Origin of the sequence: Aeromonas sp. FDAARGOS 1416, assembly GCF_019048085.1 — a bacterium.
GTDB classification, from domain to species: domain Bacteria; phylum Pseudomonadota; class Gammaproteobacteria; order Enterobacterales; family Aeromonadaceae; genus Aeromonas; species Aeromonas veronii.
Map to the genome: position 1 here is coordinate 1,183,617 of NZ_CP077301.1, position 16,621 is coordinate 1,200,237.

The following is a 16,621-nucleotide window of genomic DNA, read 5'->3' on the forward strand; positions in this document are numbered from 1 at the left end:
AAGCAGTTTGTAGGTATGGACCGTATCAGGCAGTCGCCCTGCAGGGCTTCCAGCTTGGAAAAAAGATCAGTCACACGCAACCTCGCTCATCAGTTCGTCAAACAGTAGGCTTTCCACTTCGTGTCGGTCAGCCCAGTCTAATTTATCAAGTACTCGCCAGAGTTCACATTGATATGGGTTGGGCAGCGCGGCGATCCACTGATGGCATGCCGCGAATCCGCAAGTGTTGAAGATTTCATAGCAATCCATTACCAGAGTTGGCCAATGCTCATCATCGGGGTTAACGGTGTCGGGCTGTTCGTCTGGCTCAAGTACCCCGACCATGGCACGCAGCCATTCCAATTCTATCAGGGGGTCGTCATCGTCCGATGGGATCATACGGCTTGACTGCACCTGGCCGTTCTCCAGCCAAAGGGTGAAACCGTCCACCGTTACGTTAGAACCAGCCCGTAATCGGTCGATGGAGAAGGGTGATAACCCCCATTGTTCCCTCATGATCTGGTCTGCGAAGGCATCAGGATCTGGCCGCGTACAGTTATTGTCAGAGCTCCAAGGTGCCGGGCTGTCGCCCGTCTTAACCCCAACCCCCCTCGCTGCAGCCTCGGCGGCTTTCCTGGCTTCATGGGTACCGGCAGGCACAATTTCCCACCCTTGCAGGCGGGTCTTGATACCCAGGCGAGCGGAGGTAATGCCCATCAGGCGTTTGATGTCTTCGCCGTAGCTGTTGGCCTGCTCCTCGATGAGGTGGGCCAGTTTGATGGGGTGCTCGGCGCGGGTCGCCAGTGCACCGCCCATGGCGTGCAGATAACAGCGAAAGATGCCGTTATCCGCGGCAAAGCGGGCTGCTTCAAAGCGAGGGTCTTGCAGCACAGGCTTGGGCGGGCCAACCAGTTCGGCATGCTTCTTGGCATTGCTGATGCGGCGCAGCTCGCGCCATACCCCGACCGGGGCGCCTCCGACCTGCTGGAAGGTGCGAATGCCCCACCAACTGGCCCAGGCCACGGCATGCAGGGCGCCCTCATCGGCGGCGGTGCCGGCCTCTTCGTCGTCGTCCAGGTAGGCGCCGTCGATGTTCTTGGCAATGTATTTGGCGATATAGCCCGCGGCATCCCCCTTGGCCGGGTCTATCTCTTTCCAGTCAAAGCGGGGAGTAAAGTCGGTAAAGGGTGGGGCGCCCTTGATATCCCGTACCAGCTCGCCGTGGTCATCGGTCAGGGCATAGCGTTGCAGGATGCCAATCACCCGGTTGCGATCTTCCGGGCGCATAAATAGCAGCAGATGCCAGTGCGGGGTGCCGTCGTGGTGAGCCTCGCACACGCGAAATCCATAAACGGGCGCGTTCCGCCGTTTGAGGGCGGCCACTTGATATTTCATCAGACGATGACATACGCCCACTTTGCACCGGATTATCTCAATGACGCGGTCCGCTTTAACCCGCTGGAAAACCATCTTAAACCAGCTTGATCTTCCGCGAGAATGGGCCAAAAAAAGTGTCCACATTTTGCCAATATTGGTGTCTTTTCACGTCCCAAAGTGTCCCCTTTTGTGGCACTTAACTCCTTGATTTAAATCTAACCAGTTGAAATTAAAGAAATAAAAATGGCAGCCGAGGCTGCCATTTTTATTGATCTCTTATGTCGTTCTGGTTCAGGAGGTCTTGCGATCCTGATCCGGCTCGAACTGATGGCCCGATTTCTCCCGCTCCAGGTTCTCTTCGGAGCGTTTGCCCACCCAGTAATCGGCGTTCTTGATGCCGAGCTTCTCCGGGTGGAATACGGGGTCAATCCCTTGTGCCTGCTGCGCTTCATAATCCTTCAGACAGGTGAAGGCGGTCTTTTGCAGCAGCAGAATGGCGATGATGTTGAGCCATGCCATCAGGCCGACCCCGATATCACCCATGCCCCACGCCAGATCCGCCGTCTTGACGGTGCCGTAGACAGTGGCAGCCATCAGCGCAATCTTCAGCAAGAAGGTGAGCCAGGGGCGATTTATCTTGCGGTTGATGTAGGCGATGTTGGTTTCGGCGATGTAGTAGTAGGCAACGATAGTGGTGAACGCGAAGAAGAACAGCGCGATAGCCACGAAAATGCTGCCAAAGCCCGGCATCATGCTCTCCATGGCGGTCTGCACATAGCCCGGGCCTGCTGCGATACCGGCAATACCCGTGTAGATGGCGGCGCCGTCCGGCCCTTGTACGTTATAGAGACCGGTGATCAGCAGCATAAAGCCGGTGGCGGAGCAGACGAACAGGGTGTCGATATAGACGGAGAACGCCTGCACCAGACCCTGCTTGGCCGGGTGACTCACTGCCGCAGCAGAAGAGGCGTGTGGCCCGGTACCCTGACCCGCTTCGTTGGAGTAGACCCCGCGTTTTACCCCCCACATGATGGCCAGACCCAGAATGGCACCGAAGCCGGCATCCAGACCGAAGGCGCTCTTCCAGATCAGCAGGATCACGCCCGGCAGCTGGCCGATATTGAGGGCGATGATGACGCAAGCCACGATGATGTAGCCCAGCGCCATAAAGGGCACCACGGTACTGGCAAAGCTGGCAATACGCTTGACGCCGCCGAAGATAATAAAGCCGAGCAGCAGCGCCAGACCGGCGGCGGTGACGTTCGGATCGATATTAAAGGCGGTCTGCAGGCTGGAGCCGATGGAGTTGGCCTGCACGCCCGGCAGCAGCACGCCGCAGGCGAAGACGGTGGCGATGGCGAAGGTCCAGGCGTACCACTTCATGCCAAGCCCTTTCTCGATGTAGAAGGCCGGGCCGCCGCGGTATTCACCGTTGATCTTCTCTTTGTAAACCTGACCCAGGGTGGACTCCACGAAAGCAGAGCTGGCGCCGAGGAAGGCGACCATCCACATCCAGAACAGGGCGCCCGGACCACCGAAGGTGATGGCGGTGGCCACACCGGCGATGTTACCGGTACCTACGCGACCGGCCAGGGTCATGGCCAGCGCCTGGAAGGAGGAGACACCGGCATCGGTGCTCTTGCCATCAAACATCAGGCGCACCATCTCTTTGATATGACGCAGTTGCAAAAAACGGGTGCGCAGGGAGAAGTAAAGACCGACCCCCAGACACAGGTAGATGAGCGCAGGGCTCCAGATTACACCATTGATGGCATTGACGATTTCATTCATGTACAACAACTCCTTTGTTGTGTTTGTGGCGCTGTCTTGGCGAGATCTTGGCCTCGCTCTCTGTCACTGTTTTCGGCCCTGTTTGTTAACAATCCAGTTAACAAATGAGCGCGAGGTTGAGGGGTTAAGCAGAGCGCAAACACGCGCCATGCATGGCTTGTAACATATCGAGTTGTATCGGTGCTTCCCAGCGAAAAATGTTGCCTTGTTGCAAATTTGTGAATTGACAAGGGTGGGGGGATAATGGCAGGCAGCGTTTTCTATGAGTAAAGATGAGATCCTCCTTGTTGATCTGCGCCGGACAATGTGACGGGCGTAACACAATGGAAAGCAAACATGAGGCCAACAATGAAAAATGACCCTGAGACCTTGACGATCCGTCCCCCTGAGGCCGACGACGGGAGTGCCATCGCCCACCTGTTCAGCCAATTGGGGTATCCTGCCGAAGGCGCTGACGTGACGGCACGCCTGTTGGCGCCGGATCCCGCGAGCGTTGTGCTGCTCGCATCCCTAGCCGACAAGGTGGTCGGCGTGCTGGTGTGGCACAAGCTGGCACCATTGCATGTTGCACCAGCTTGGGGCCTGATCTCGGCGCTGGTTGTCGATGAAGGGGCAAGAGGGGCGGGAGTGGGCGCAGCCCTGCTCAAGGGCGCTGAAGCGATGGCGCGGGCCGCAGGTTGCGCCCAGCTGGAGCTATCCAGCAGTCTCAAGCGCGAGGCGGCCCACCGTTTCTATCTGGCGCAGGATTATCAGGAGCGGCCGAAACGGTTCGTCAAACTGCTGTGACCTGTTTTTTGCATCAAAAGAAGGAGTAAGCGTGCTGGGATGGTTCAAATGGCTGGGTGGTCGCCCGCAAACGCCCATGAGTGAGGATGAATTGGCGCTGTGGCGTCAGGCGCTGGCGGCAGTGCCCATCTTGCAAGGGCTCAGCGACACCGAGCAGACAACGCTTATCGGCTTGGGGCAACAGCTACTCAAGCGCAAGACCCTGACCCTGATCGGGGTAGAGCTCAGCCGCCGTCAACAGGCAGTGCTGGCGCTGCAGGCGGCGTTGCCCATTCTTCATCTCGGCCTTGACTGGTATCGCGGCTTTCACGAAATCATCATCATCCCCGAGCCCGTGACCCGGCGTCAGGAGGTGCAGGATGAGTTCGGGCTGGTGAGCGAGTTTGAAGAGGAGAATGCAGGCGAATCCTGGCCGCAAGGGCCGCTGGTGCTGGCCTGGAGCGAACTGCAGCAGGATGGTGACTGGGATGGCTTTAATCTGGTGATCCACGAGCTGGCCCACAAGCTCGACATGCTGGGCGGTGAGGCGGACGGCGCGCCGCCGTTGCCGAGGCAGATGAGCAGCCAGCTGTGGCAACAGGCCTTTCAGGCCGCCTTCGATGCGCTCTGCCAACAACTCGACCGGGACGAAGTGACCGATATCGATCCCTATGCCGCCGAACATCCCGCGGAGTTTTTCGCCGTCAGCTGCGAATGTTTCTTTACCGATCCGCTGCGGCTGCAGCAGGTTTATCCCGCGGTATACCGGCAACTGCGCCAGTTCTTTAGCCTGGATCCCGCACTGCGTTTCCCCGTGACCCGCTTGCTGGCGGGAAGCGGACGCCGGGTCACTTAGCTGATAACCGAGCTGTTAAACGGTTATTCAAGATAGCAAAAAGGCACCCAAGGGTGCCTTTTTCACAATCTGAGTGGCTTGCCTATCAGGCAGCGGCTTTCAGCTGTACTGCGGCGGCTTTCTTGTGATCGCCGATCGGCATCACGGTGCGGCCGAACTGCTCGTTGATTACGGTGGCCATGGCCAGGTAGATAGCGCTGGCGCCACAGATGATGCCTTCGAAACCGGCGATGGTGCCGATCAGGGTGCTGCCGGTGAAGTCACGGGCGGCCAGCAGGAAGAACAGCACGGTCAGGGAGGCGAACACGAACTGCTTGGCGCGCGGGTAGTTGATGGTGCCAACCAGCATGAACAGGGTGAACATGCCCCACATCAGCAGATACCAACCCATGTAGGCGTGCGGAGTGGCTTCGGCCAGACCCATGGTCGGCATGATCAGCAGGAACACCAGGCTCAGCCAGAACAGGCCGTAGGAGGTGAACGCGGTCACACCGAAGGTGTTGCCACGCTTGTACTCCATGATGCCAGCGATGATCTGGGCGATGCCGCCGTAGCACAGGCCCATGGCCAGGATCATGGCGCTAATGGGGAAGAAACCTGCGTTATGGATGTTCAGCAGGATGGTGGTCATACCGAAACCCATCAGACCCAGAGGGGCAGGGTTGGCCAATTTTTCGCTCACGTGGCGTTCTCCAAAAATAGAGGTGGGGTTAACAAAAGACGCGCGATTTTAGGCAGGCTGCGGCGCGCCCGCAAGGGGGCAAGGGGGATAAATCGTAAAAAAACTACGTGATTATTTGTACCAGAGGCCAAATGCTCACCAAGACAGGCTGTTTGGTGAGCAAAAGGTGTCAAAATAGTTGAGGGGTTGTATTTTTATTACGCTTTTGCGCAGTGCGGCGGCGTCACTGATCCAGTGTCAGGATCACTTTGGCTTCCTTGTCCTCTTCCTTGACCTGGCTGTCGAGCACGAACAGCCGCTCCGGGGCGATCCCCTGGCTGTCGACCAGAAACTCCTTGGTATTTTGCGCCCGGCGCATGGCGAGATTGCGCAGGGATTTGGCGGTGATGAGCTGCTGATCCCGCAGCAGGATCACCGCCTGGGCCCGCAGTGCTGAGCTCTCTTCATCCAGATGGAGGCGATCGGCCAGATCATCCAGATCTTCGCCAAAGCGCTCTTCATAGGCCTGGGCCAGCGCCTCTTGCAGGGCGGGGTCCTGTTCCAGCAGGTCGAGATCCGCCTGATTGCCGGTGAGCTTGGCCAGTACCCGTTCCAGCTTTTGCCGTTGCAGGATGGGGCGCTCCTCGTTGAAGTTGACCTTGCCGCGAATGTTCATGCTGAGCTTGGGTCTATCCTTGAGGGCCTGCGCCAGCTTGACCAGTTTCTCCTGCTGGGTGGGGGTGAGATCGGGATCCCCCGGCAGGAAGGGAAGTTCGTCGAGATCTTCGGTGCCATCGGCCAGCGAGGCGAGCAGGGAGAAGGGGGAGGTGATCGCCTTGCTCAGGGTGTTGCCCAGCACATCCCAGAAGATATTGCCGATGCTGAAGTCCGGTTGATCGAGATCCCCCTTCACCTTGAGGTTCATCTGTATCACCCCGTTGGCATCGCTCAGCAGGGCGATGGCCAGCCCCAGCGGCAGATCCTTGGCCTGATCGCTCTTGATCTTCTCGCCCAGTTGCAGCTTCTTGATGGTGATGTCGTTATCCCCCTCCAGCCGGTTGCCCTCCAGTTTGTAGTGCAGTTTCATGGAGAGCTGCCCCTTGTCGATGGCATAACCGGCATAGGTGCCCGAATAGGGGGTAAAGGTGGTGAGCTCCAGATTGTGGAAAGCGACCGCGATGTCGAGGATCGGGTTGGCCACCAGCAGGTTGGTACCGCCGCGAATGGTCACCGGTGCATAGCGATCCACCTTGCCGTTGAAGGCGAGATCGGAGCGTTGCCCCGGAATATTGCTGATATGGCGACTTTGGCCGCCCAGCGAGGCGATATCGGCCACAAAATCCTGACTCAGACTGCGGTCGGCAAAGCGCAGGTTGCCCTGCTCGGTGCGCAGCTGATCAATGGTGAAACGAAAGTCGGGAGCCTTGCTGCCTGCCGCCGCTTGAGTACTTTTGGCTGCCGCCGGCTGCGGCAGCAGCAGTTGTTGCAGGTTGGTGGTGCCATCTTCGTTGATCTCGATGCGGGCGAAGGGCTTGTTCAGGGCAATGTCCTTGATCCGCATCTGCTGGCTGATGCCGTCGTACGTCAGACCGGTGAGAGCCAGGGTGTTGAACTCCAGCAGCCGCTGATTGTCTGCCCGATCGACCACCTTGAGCCCGTTGACATCGAGCCCCCCCTGCAGGGTCAGCTTGCTGAGATCTCCTTGGGCGGTGGTGGCGAGATCAAGGCGGGTCTTGCTGCTCAGCAGCCCGTTTTGCACCTTGATGCGTACCAGATCGGCCAGATAGGGCTGTGCCAGTGTCAGGGGCAGCCCCTGCTGGTTGATGTCGCCGCTTAAGGTGAAAGGAGTCAGGGTCAGTTGGCCATCAAAGGCGAGGGGGCTGCTCTGGTTGAACTGGGTGGCCAGAGTCAGTTTGCTCGGTTGCTCCCCCTTGCTGCCCAGTGGCCCCAGCGCCAGCTTGAGGCCGGAGAACTGGCGTGCCTGCGGTTTGCCGCTGCTCGATTCGGTGAGGGTGAGATCGCCCTTGTCGATAAGGATCTGCTTGATCTGCCACTGCCAGGGTTTGTCTGGCGTATGTTTCTTGCCGTTACCGGCTGTCTTTGCTTGTTGTGCCGACTTGGGCGCCGCATTGTTGGCCACCTCGTTTGCGGCGTGGGCCCCTTTGACGGGCTTGGCGGGAGCCTGTTCAATCAGCAAGTCAGCCAGATCAAGCTCCTGCTGTGGGTTGAGGGTGGCCTTGAGCAGGGGCTGTTGCAGGGTCACCTTGCCGAGCTGGAGCGACTGTTTCTGGCCATCGACAGCCAAATCGCTAAGGGCCAACTGGCCGAAGCGTGCAAATTCGTCGCCCTTGTGTTTTTTAAGCTGCCAGTTGTCCAGCGTCAGCTTGCCTTTGGACAATTGCCACAGTACCCCTTGCTTGCTCTCTTTAAGCTGGTACTCCACCTCTGCATTGGCGTGGCCCTTGGCCAGATCCAGCTTGAGATAGGGTGCCCAGAGCGGGGCGAAGGGTTTCAGCTCGACCTGTTTGAGGCTCACCTTGCCCTGACCCATGCCGCTCATCACATCGAGCTTGCCGTGAGCGGTGAGGCTGCTTTTGCCGTTGATGGCTGCGTTCAGCTGATAGGCGGTCGGGTGATTTGCCTCGGTGCGCAGGTTATCGAGCTTGAGGGTCACTTTCTCCAGATTGAGGAGCGGCAACCAGCCGGGTTCGCTCTCCTTGCGCTGATCCTGATAGCGCACATGCCCGTCAGTGACATTGACACTTGCAATGTCGACCAGCAGCGGGGCTCTGGCTGTTTCGGGCTCGGGGGAGGGCGAAGGGGCGAGCAGGGTCGCCAGCGCATCGGTCAGATTGAGTCGAACCTCCCCCTTTTTGTCTGCCAGCCGTTGCAGCAGCACCACGGGTTTGGTCAGGGTGACGGCGGAAAGCACGACCCCTTTCTGCTGCCAGCTGGCTTGCAGGTTGGGGGTGATAAAGAGCTGCTCAAAACTGATGATGGGTTGCTGTTTGGCATCGAGCAGGGCGGTCGCGCCGAGGGTGAGAGATGGGGTGCGGACTCCTACGTCAATCTCCCCCAGCGTCAGTTGCAGACCATAGTGCTCGGCCAGCCAGCCGGGCAGATAGCGCTGGATCAGACGGGGGGTTTGCCACAGCAGCAGAGTGATCAGGATAAGAAACAGCAGGAAAGCGTAGGCAAGGTAGCGCAGCAAGCGGAGCTTGGGGGACGCGGGCTCGGTGATGTTCATTTGGTGCACTCCCATTTGGTTCCCGCCATGGTACAGAAAAGCTGGATAGTAATCATGGGGTTGCGTGCTGTTGTACGCCGTACTTTGTCCAAAGGCGCTCCAGTTCACCCTTTTGTTGCAGCGCTGCCAGCCACTGTTCCAGCTGGGCAGGGGTAATGGGGGCCTCAGGGTGAAGGATGGCGCGGTGTTGATATCGTTGATCCCATTTCTGCGAGATCAGCAACTGGTCGGCGGTGTCGGGGTGGGCCAGCAGATACTGGTTAAGGTAGGAAACGTTGAGAATGGCTACCTCGCCACGCCCTTTGAGTAGCGCTTGCAAGGCACTGACGTTGTCTTTGACCAGGGTGATATTGAGCTTGCGCTGCAGGTAGAGAGGATCGGCATTGAACTGGCCAACGCCGTAGTGGTAGCCGGTCACCCCGATAAGATGATGCCGAGAGGGGTCATCGAAAAAGCGCTGATCCCGACCCGTTTTGTTCAGGGCCACATAGACCTCGCCACCACCGAGGAAGGGTGCTGTCATCTTGAATTTATCTGTGTCCCAGCCCCACTTGGTGTCTTCAAACAGCATCAGCGAGAAACGGCCCAGATCGAGCGCCTTGTAACGGTTGGCGGCCGAGGTGGGAACAAACACGAATCTTACCTCTTGCTGGATCTCGTTTAGCTTGGCGATGAGGTCCAGCGTCAGCCCTTCATAGCGGGAATCGGAGAGTTTGACCACAAAGGGGGCATAGGGGTATCCGCCAACCTTGATGAGGGGATGGCTCCAGCCAGAGAGGCTGAACAAGAGCAAAAACCAGCACCAATATCTCATGGGATCCCCAGGGCAATAGCTTGCTCCCAGATTCGGTTAATCTGCGCCAGTTTTCAAGTTGTTAAGGGAATTAACACAGCGCTGTTCGGCGGCCTCCAGCTCGGCCATCACCATCTGGATATCCTCCAGTTGTTGGCGCAGGGCGCCGCGTTTTGCCTCGATCAGCTGGATCATGGAGTGGAGCTGGGTTTTGCTCGATTTGTCGGTGTCGTACATATCGAACAGCTCGCGGATCTCGGCCAGGCTAAACCCCAGCCGTTTGCCGCGCAGGGTCAACTTGAGCCGGATCTTGTCCCGATGGCTGTAGATGCGGGTTTGCCCCTCCCGCAGCGGGGTGAGCAGCCCCTCATCCTCGTAGTAGCGGATGGTGCGCGGCGTGACATCGAATTCGTGGGCCAGCTCCGAAATGCTGTAGGTGATCTCCTTGCCGGGCAGGGAACGGGACATGGTCATGACTCCTGTTGCTGGGCGTGTGGCAGGCAGAGGCGGGCACGCAGCCGCTCGGCATTGGCGTGCAGGGCCTGACCGACCCGCGAGCCGTTGGGGCGAGCGAGCTGCTCGCTCACCCACTGGCCGGTGGCCGCCAGTTTGTCGAGATCCACCCCCGTCGTCATGCCAAGGCCGTGCAGCAGGTAGACCACCTCTTCTGACGCCACATTGCCGGAGGCGCCCGGCGCATAGGGACAGCCGCCAAGGCCTGCCACCGAGCAGTCGATGGTGCGAATGCCGCGCTCCAGCGCGGGCAGCAGGTTGGCCAGACCCTGGCCGTAGGTGTCGTGAAAATGGACCGCGAGTCGCCCCGCCGGGATCTCGTGCAGTACCGCATCCAGCATGGGCGCCACCGTACCCGGGGTGCCGACGCCGATGGTGTCCCCCAGCGAAATTTCGTGGCAACCGAGATCCAGTAGTTGCTCGGCCATCGCAGCGACTCGTTTCGGGCGGGTCGGGCCATCGAACGGGCAGGCGATGACGGTGGAGAGGTAGCCACGCACCTTGATGCCGAGGCGGCGCGCCTCCAGCACCAGCGGGGCGAAGCGCACCAGAGACTCCTCCACGCTGATGCCGATATTGGCGCGGGTAAAACCGTCGGAGCAGGCGGTGAAGAGGCCAATCTCGTCGGCGCGGGCGGCAATGGCTGCCTGCAAGCCTTGCAGATTGGGCACCAGTGCGCCGTAACGGGTTGAGCCCTTGCGCGGCAGTGCCTCGAACAGCGCTGCGGAGTCCGCCATCTGCGGCACTTTTTTGGCAGAGACAAAGGCACCCACCTCGATGCGTTGCAGGCCGCTGTCGGCCAGTCGCTGGATCAACTCCAGCCGCTGTACCAGGGAGAGGGGCGCAGCTTCATTTTGCAGGCCATCGCGCGGCCCCATCTCCACCAGACTGACCCTGTCGTCACGGATGTCCTGTGATCGGTTCATGGGTGATCCTCCTGTGTGGCAATCTCTTCGGCAAAGCGCACCAGCATGGCCCCCTGGCTCACCTGCTCACCCTGCTTGCACTGCAGCGCCTCAATTACCCCGTCCCGCTCTGCGCGCAACTGGTGCTCCATCTTCATCGCCTCCAGTACCAGCAGGGGTTGCCCCTTGCTGACCGTTTGGCCTTGCTCGACCAGTACGGCCACCACGATGCCGTGCATGGGGGCAATGGCACCCTGCGCCTTCTCATTCGCCTGATCATGGTGGTGGCTGTGCTGCTGATCATCGGTTGCGAAACGGATGCGCTGGCCCGCCAGGGTCATGATGAAGGTTGCCTCCGAGCCTGCGACCGTCTGAATGGGGGTCTGCTGCCAGCAGCCACCCTGTTGCAGGCGGATATGGTCATCGCCTCTCTGGTAGCAGCAGATCTCCCCTTGCCACCCAAACTGTCCGTCATGATCGTGAAGGGTCAATACCCGGCGCTCATCACCGATGCGCACCGCCGCTGTCCAGCAGCGATCCGGCCCCAGCCGAAATCCGCAGGCTTGCTGCCAGGGGGAGCTGCCCGCAGGGCGGCTCGCCAGCCAGAAGGCGGCCAGCGGCCAGGCGAGCTCAGGAATGGGCCGTGCTGTGGTGGGTATGGGCCACTGGGTATGGTGGCCCATGGCCAGGACGTCAGGCTCTTCACAAAGGCGCAGCAAGAGCGCGCCGTTGTGCACCAGCGGGCCGAGATCCAGTGCCGCCAGCGCATCGGCCAGTTGAGCGAACGCCTCGGCGCGACTCTGGCCGTGGGCGATCAGCTTGGCGATCATGGGATCGTAATAGGGGCTCACCTCATCGCCAGCGGTAACGCCGGTGTCGATGCGCACGCCAACGGGCCAGTGGAGCCAGTGGATAGGCCCGCTGGCAGGCAGAAAACCGGCTGCCACATCCTCAGCGTATAGGCGCGCCTCCACCGCATGGCCGCGCAGCACCACTTCCTCCTGAGTGAGTGGCAGCGGCTTGTCTTCGGCTACGGCCAACTGCCAGGCCACCAGATCCTGCCCGGTCACCGCTTCGGTGACCGGATGCTCTACCTGCAGCCGGGTGTTCATCTCCATAAAGAAGAACTCATCCTTGCAGAGTAGGAACTCGATGGTGCCAGCCCCCTGATAGTGGATGGCCTTGGCTGCGGCCACGGCTGCCTTCCCCATGGCGCGGCGCAGAGCCGGAGGGATGTCGGGGGCGGGCGCCTCTTCGATCACTTTCTGATGGCGTCGCTGCAAGGAGCAGTCCCTATCCCCCAGATAGATGGCGTTGCCGAGGCTATCGGCAAAGACCTGCACCTCAACATGGCGAGCCTGGGGCAGATAGCGCTCCAGCAGCACCAGATCGTCACCAAAGGCGGCCTTGGCTTCCCGTTTGACTGCCGCCAGCGACTCGTCAAAGTCGGCCAGCTGATCGACCCGGCGCATCCCCTTGCCACCGCCGCCACTGGCCGCCTTGATAAGTAGCGGGAAGCCAATCTGGCTCGCCTGATCGCGCAAAAAGTCCGGCCGCTGATCCGTGCCGTGATAGCCAGGCAGCACAGGTACGCCGGCAGCCTGCATCAGCGCCTTGGCGCCCGATTTGTCGCCCATGGCGAGAATGGCGGCGCCGCTTGGGCCGACAAAGCGCAGGCCGCGCTGTTCGCAGGCGGTGGCAAAATCGCTGTTTTCCGACAGAAAGCCGTAACCGGGATGGATAGCGTCGGCGCGCGCCTCTTTGGCAATCTTCAGCACCTTGCCGGTGTCGAGATAGCTCTCTCTGGCCGGTGCGGGCCCCAGATGCCAGGCCTCATCGGCCAGACGGGTGTGCATGGCATGGGCGTCGGCATCGGAGTAGAGGGCGATGGTGTGAATGCCGAGGCGTTTCGCCGTCTTGATGATGCGCACGGCGATTTCGCCGCGATTGGCAATCAGCAGGCGTTTAATCTGAGTGTGATGGGTCATGTCTCATCCTTGAAACGGGGACGCCAGGCGGGAGGGCGTTTGTCAAAGAAGGCCTGCATCCCCTCCTGGGCTTCAAGCCCCACCCGAACCCGGGCAATGGTCTCGACAGTTTTCTCTTCGTGCAGGCGGGAAGGATGGGCCTCTATCGCCGCCAGCAGCCGTTTGGTCTCTTTCATCGCTTCCGGCCCGTTGCGGCACAGACGAAGGGCATGCGCCCGTCCCTCCGCCAGCAGTTGATCCGGTTTGCAGAGTTGATGCGCCACATTGAGCCGACAGGCGGTGATGGCATCGAACGGCTCGGCACTGAGCATGTAGCGGCGCGCCTGACGCATTCCCATGGCGCGTACCACGTAGGGGCTTATAACCGCAGGCACTAGCCCGAGGCTTACCTCTGAGAGGCAGAAGCGGGCATCGTCGCTGGCCAGCACCAGATCGCAGGCGCAGATGAGCCCCAGCGCCCCGCCGTAGGCGGCCCCTTGCACCAGCGCCACCGTGGGGAAGGGGAGCTCGTCGAGGGTCTGCATCAGCCTGGCCAGTACCCGGGCGTCTTCGCGATTGTGCTCAAAATCGGCGTGGGCCAGATTGCGCATCCAGTTGAGATCGGCGCCCGCGCAAAAGTGTTTGCCTTCGGCCCGCAGCAGCAGGGCGTGGGGGCGTTCGGCAAGATCATGACCATGGAGATGGGCCAGATCATCGAGGCAGTCGAGCAGCCCCAGCATCAGGTCGGCATCAAAGGCGTTGTGGCGGGCCGGGCGCGACAGCACCAGTTCGGCCAGCGGGCCATGCCGCTCCAGCCGAAACGGGCCCTGTGTTGAAGAGCCAAGTGCTGAGGAAGTAAGTGGATCTGACATGGGTTTGCTCCTTACATCCGGAAGATGCCGTACTGCTCGGGTTCAATGCGGGCACCCTGACATGCGGCGAGCGCCAGTGCCAGCACGGTGCGGCTCTGGGCCGGGTCAATGACGCCGTCATCCCACAGGCGGGCGCTGGCGTAGTAGGGGTGACCCTGCCGCTCATACTGCTCGATCACCGGAGCACGGATGGCGGCCGCCTCCTGCTCGCTCAGGCTCTTGCCCTCGGCAGCCAGCTTGTCCCTGCGCACCTGCACCAGCACTCCGGCAGCTTGTTCGCCACCCATGACAGAGATACGGCTGTTGGGCCAGCTAAAGAGAAAGTCGGGCTCATAAGCGCGGCCACACATGCCGTAGTTGCCGGCACCAAAGCTGCCGCCGACGATCAGGGTGATCTTGGGCACCCGGCTGCAGGCCACGGCGGTGACCAGCTTGGCGCCGTGCTTGGCGATCCCCTCTTTTTCTGCGCTGCTCCCCACCATAAAGCCGGTGATGTTCTGCAAAAAGAGCAGCGGGATGGCACGCCGGTTACAGAGTTGGATAAAGTGGGCCCCCTTCTGGGCACTGTCGCTGTGCAGCACGCCGTTGTTGGCGAGGATCCCCACTTCCATGCCGCAAATACGGGCAAAGCCGGTCAGCAGTGTGGTGCCGAACAGCGCCTTGAATTCGTCAAAGTCAGAACCATCCACCAGTCGTGCAATCAGTTCGCGGGCGTCGTAAGGTCGTTTGAGACTGGTGCCCACCAGACCGTAGAGCTCCTCTATGGGGTAGCAGGGGGGCTCGTAGCCGGGGCTGCTCTCTATCGGCTCGTTACCCAGATGAGTCACCAGTGTGCGGGCGATGGCCAGCGCATGGGCATCGTCACGGGCCATATGATCCGCTACCCCGGAGTGGGCGCAGTGTACATCTGCCCCGCCCAGCGCCTCGGCGCTGATCTCCTCGCCGGTGGCGGCCTTGACCAGCGGCGGGCCGGCCAGAAAGATGGTGGCCTGCTCCCTGACCATGATCGACTCGTCCGCCATGGCGGGCACGTAGGCGCCGCCAGCGGTGCAGAGCCCCATCACCACTGCCAGTTGAGGGATGTTTTGGGCCGACATGCGGGCCTGGTTGTAGAAGATGCGGCCAAAGTGATCCCGGTCGGGGAACACCTCGTCCTGCATCGGCAAGAAGGCGCCTCCGGAATCCACCAGATAGAGGCAGGGGAGACGCAGCCGCTCGGCGATGGCCTGGGCGCGCAGGTGTTTTTTCACCGTGAGCGGGTAGTAGGTGCCGCCCTTCACGGTGGCGTCATTCACCACCAGCATGCAGAGCCTGCCCGAGACCCGGCCGATGCCGGTGATGATACCGGCGGCGGGTACCGGCTCGTCATAGACCTGCCAGCCAGCCAGCGCCGAGAGTTCGAGAAACGGGGAGCCCGGGTCCAGCAGTTGATTGATGCGCTCGCGGGGTAGCAGCTTGCCGCGGGCCTGATGGCGGGTGTTGTTGGCCGCGCCGCCCCCTAGCGCGATCTCGGCAATGCGAATATGGAGATCGTCGACCAGCCCCTGCATGGCGGCCCGATTGGCCTCATATTCCGGGCTCGCCATGTCGAGGCGGGAGTGGATACGACTCATGCATTTTCTCCCATCAGCTCGCGGCCGATGAGCCAGCGGCGGATCTCAGAGGTGCCGGCGCCGATCTCGTAAAGTTTGGCGTCCCGCAGTAGGCGGCCAGTGGGGTATTCGTTGATGTAACCGTTGCCGCCGAGCAGCTGGATAGCGTCGAGGGCCATCTGGGTGGCGTTTTCGGCGGCAAACAGGATGGCTGCGGCGCAATCTTTACGGCTGGTGCGACCCTGATCGCAGGCGCTCGCCACCGAGTAGACCAGCGCCCGGCTGCTGGCGAGGCGGGTATACATGTCGGCGAGCTTGCCCTGCACCAGCTGAAACTCGCCGATGGCTTGACCAAACTGCTTGCGCTCACGCACATAGGGCAGCACCACGTCCATGCAGGCCTGCATGATGCCAAGGGGGCCGGCCGCCAGTACCACCCGCTCGTAATCGAGCCCGCTCATCAACACCTTGACCCCGCCGTGCAAGGGGCCCAGCAAGTTCTCCTGCGGTACCCGGCAGTTGTCGAACACCAGCTCGCAGGTGCTGGATCCGCGCATTCCCAGCTTGTCGAGCTTCTGGGCGGTAGAAAAACCGGGAGTCCCCGCCTCGACAATAAAGGCGGAAATCCCTTTGGGACCGGCAGCAGCATCGGTCTTGGCATAGATGACGAAGGTGTCGGCATCCGGACCGTTGGTGATCCACATCTTGTTGCCATTGAGCACGAAGTGATCCCCCTCGCGCACTGCGGTGAGGCGCATGCTGACCACATCGGACCCGGCGCCCGGCTCGCTCATGGCCAGCGCCCCCACATGCTCGCCGCTCACCAGCGGGGGCAGGTAGCGCGCTTTCTGCTCCGGTGTGCCGTGGCGGTGGATCTGGTTGATGCAGAGGTTGGAGTGGGCGCCGTAGGAGAGGCCGACCGAGGCGCTGGCGCGGCTCACCTGCTCCATTACCAGCACGTGGGCCAGATAGCCGAGGTTCACCCCGTCATACTCCTCCGCCACCGTGATGCCGTGCAGCCCCAGCTCACCCATCCGGGGCCAGAGATCACGGGGAAAGGCATTGCTCTGATCGATCTCGCTGGCGCGCGGGGCGATCACTTTCTGGCAGAAAGCCGCAACCTGTTCGGTCAGGGCATTCAGGGTCTCATCCATCTGCATCCATGCTCTCCTTGCGGATATGACAGTCGGGTAGGAAGGTTGGTTCGACCGGCTGACTCGGCGTTACGGCTGGCAGTGGTCGGTCCATTTTGTACTTCACTTCTGCCACAAGTTTACGTTAGCGTAAACGTAAATCAATTGTT

12 protein-coding genes and 1 pseudogene are annotated in these 16,621 nt (G+C 60.8%); 2 read left to right on the forward strand and 11 right to left on the reverse strand.

What is annotated here, in order from left to right; all coding sequences use genetic code 11:
• Positions 1–66 precede the first annotated feature (66 nt).
• Positions 67–1,359 (reverse strand): annotated as a pseudogene (locus I6L46_RS05305) (replication endonuclease); the annotation flags it as partial.
• A gap of 288 nt (positions 1,360–1,647) precedes the next feature.
• A complete protein-coding gene (locus tag I6L46_RS05310; protein ID WP_005360093.1) occupies positions 1,648–3,147 on the reverse strand; it encodes a sodium:alanine symporter family protein in 1,500 nt (499 codons plus the stop codon).
• Positions 3,148–3,495: 348 nt separating this feature from the next.
• Here I6L46_RS05310 and I6L46_RS05315 point away from each other — a divergent pair, with 348 nt between their 5' ends.
• On the forward strand, positions 3,496–3,933 hold the full coding sequence (locus I6L46_RS05315; protein WP_139494245.1) for a GNAT family N-acetyltransferase: 438 nt from the start codon (positions 3,496–3,498) through the stop codon (positions 3,931–3,933).
• A 76-nt stretch (positions 3,934–4,009) separates the two neighbouring features.
• Positions 4,010–4,768, forward strand: a complete 759-nt coding sequence (locus tag I6L46_RS05320; protein ID WP_254203154.1) for a zinc-dependent peptidase — start codon at positions 4,010–4,012, stop codon at positions 4,766–4,768.
• 85 nt (positions 4,769–4,853) lie between these two features.
• On the opposite strand, the gene I6L46_RS05325 is transcribed toward I6L46_RS05320, so the two are convergent.
• The 9 genes from I6L46_RS05325 to I6L46_RS05365 all read right to left on the reverse strand — a co-directional run bounded on the left by I6L46_RS05325 (position 4,854) and on the right by I6L46_RS05365 (position 16,478).
• Positions 4,854–5,450, reverse strand: coding sequence for a GPR1/FUN34/YaaH family transporter (locus tag I6L46_RS05325; RefSeq protein ID WP_005336948.1), 597 nt, complete (start codon positions 5,448–5,450; stop codon positions 4,854–4,856).
• 223 nt (positions 5,451–5,673) lie between these two features.
• Positions 5,674–8,676 carry a DUF748 domain-containing protein gene (locus I6L46_RS05330; RefSeq protein ID WP_216977559.1) on the reverse strand — a complete coding sequence of 1,001 codons (3,003 nt, stop codon included), beginning with the start codon at positions 8,674–8,676 and terminating at the stop codon, positions 5,674–5,676.
• A gap of 52 nt (positions 8,677–8,728) precedes the next feature.
• On the reverse strand, positions 8,729–9,490 hold the full coding sequence (locus tag I6L46_RS05335; protein ID WP_216977560.1) for an ABC transporter substrate-binding protein: 762 nt from the start codon (positions 9,488–9,490) through the stop codon (positions 8,729–8,731).
• Positions 9,491–9,526: 36 nt separating this feature from the next.
• A complete protein-coding gene (locus tag I6L46_RS05340) occupies positions 9,527–9,937 on the reverse strand; it encodes a MerR family DNA-binding transcriptional regulator (protein ID WP_040068130.1) in 411 nt (136 codons plus the stop codon).
• A 2-nt stretch (positions 9,938–9,939) separates the two neighbouring features.
• Positions 9,940–10,908, reverse strand: a complete 969-nt coding sequence (locus I6L46_RS05345) for a hydroxymethylglutaryl-CoA lyase (RefSeq protein ID WP_216977561.1) — start codon at positions 10,906–10,908, stop codon at positions 9,940–9,942.
• A complete protein-coding gene (locus I6L46_RS05350) occupies positions 10,905–12,875 on the reverse strand; it encodes a biotin carboxylase N-terminal domain-containing protein (protein ID WP_216977562.1) in 1,971 nt (656 codons plus the stop codon). The genes I6L46_RS05345 and I6L46_RS05350 overlap by 4 nt, the downstream gene beginning before the upstream one ends.
• Positions 12,872–13,726: an enoyl-CoA hydratase-related protein gene (locus I6L46_RS05355; RefSeq protein ID WP_216977563.1), complete on the reverse strand. Its 855-nt coding sequence runs from the start codon at positions 13,724–13,726 to the stop codon at positions 12,872–12,874. The genes I6L46_RS05350 and I6L46_RS05355 overlap by 4 nt, the downstream gene beginning before the upstream one ends.
• Positions 13,727–13,737: 11 nt before the next feature.
• Positions 13,738–15,339 (reverse strand): carboxyl transferase domain-containing protein, encoded by a 1,602-nt coding sequence (locus tag I6L46_RS05360; RefSeq protein WP_216977564.1) that lies wholly within the window; start codon positions 15,337–15,339, stop codon positions 13,738–13,740.
• Positions 15,336–16,478 (reverse strand): isovaleryl-CoA dehydrogenase, encoded by a 1,143-nt coding sequence (locus tag I6L46_RS05365; protein WP_216977565.1) that lies wholly within the window; start codon positions 16,476–16,478, stop codon positions 15,336–15,338. Before I6L46_RS05365 ends, I6L46_RS05360 begins: the two co-directional genes overlap by 4 nt.
• Positions 16,479–16,621: the final 143 nt, after the last annotated feature.

Bases quoted from the DNA above. Each gene is read 5' to 3' on its own strand.
- I6L46_RS05310 (WP_005360093.1), bottom strand. From the start codon at position 3,147: ATGAATGAAATCGTCAATGCCATCAATGGTGTAATCTGGAGCCCTGCG.
- I6L46_RS05315 (WP_139494245.1), top strand. From the start codon at position 3,496: ATGAAAAATGACCCTGAGACCTTGACGATCCGTCCCCCTGAGGCCGAC.
- I6L46_RS05320 (WP_254203154.1), top strand. From the start codon at position 4,010: ATGAGTGAGGATGAATTGGCGCTGTGGCGTCAGGCGCTGGCGGCAGTG.
- I6L46_RS05330 (WP_216977559.1), bottom strand. From the start codon at position 8,676: ATGAACATCACCGAGCCCGCGTCCCCCAAGCTCCGCTTGCTGCGCTAC.
- I6L46_RS05335 (WP_216977560.1), bottom strand. From the start codon at position 9,490: ATGAGATATTGGTGCTGGTTTTTGCTCTTGTTCAGCCTCTCTGGCTGG.
- I6L46_RS05340 (WP_040068130.1), bottom strand. From the start codon at position 9,937: ATGTCCCGTTCCCTGCCCGGCAAGGAGATCACCTACAGCATTTCGGAG.
- I6L46_RS05345 (WP_216977561.1), bottom strand. From the start codon at position 10,908: ATGAACCGATCACAGGACATCCGTGACGACAGGGTCAGTCTGGTGGAG.
- I6L46_RS05350 (WP_216977562.1), bottom strand. From the start codon at position 12,875: ATGACCCATCACACTCAGATTAAACGCCTGCTGATTGCCAATCGCGGC.
- I6L46_RS05355 (WP_216977563.1), bottom strand. From the start codon at position 13,726: ATGTCAGATCCACTTACTTCCTCAGCACTTGGCTCTTCAACACAGGGC.
- I6L46_RS05360 (WP_216977564.1), bottom strand. From the start codon at position 15,339: ATGAGTCGTATCCACTCCCGCCTCGACATGGCGAGCCCGGAATATGAG.
- I6L46_RS05365 (WP_216977565.1), bottom strand. From the start codon at position 16,478: ATGCAGATGGATGAGACCCTGAATGCCCTGACCGAACAGGTTGCGGCT.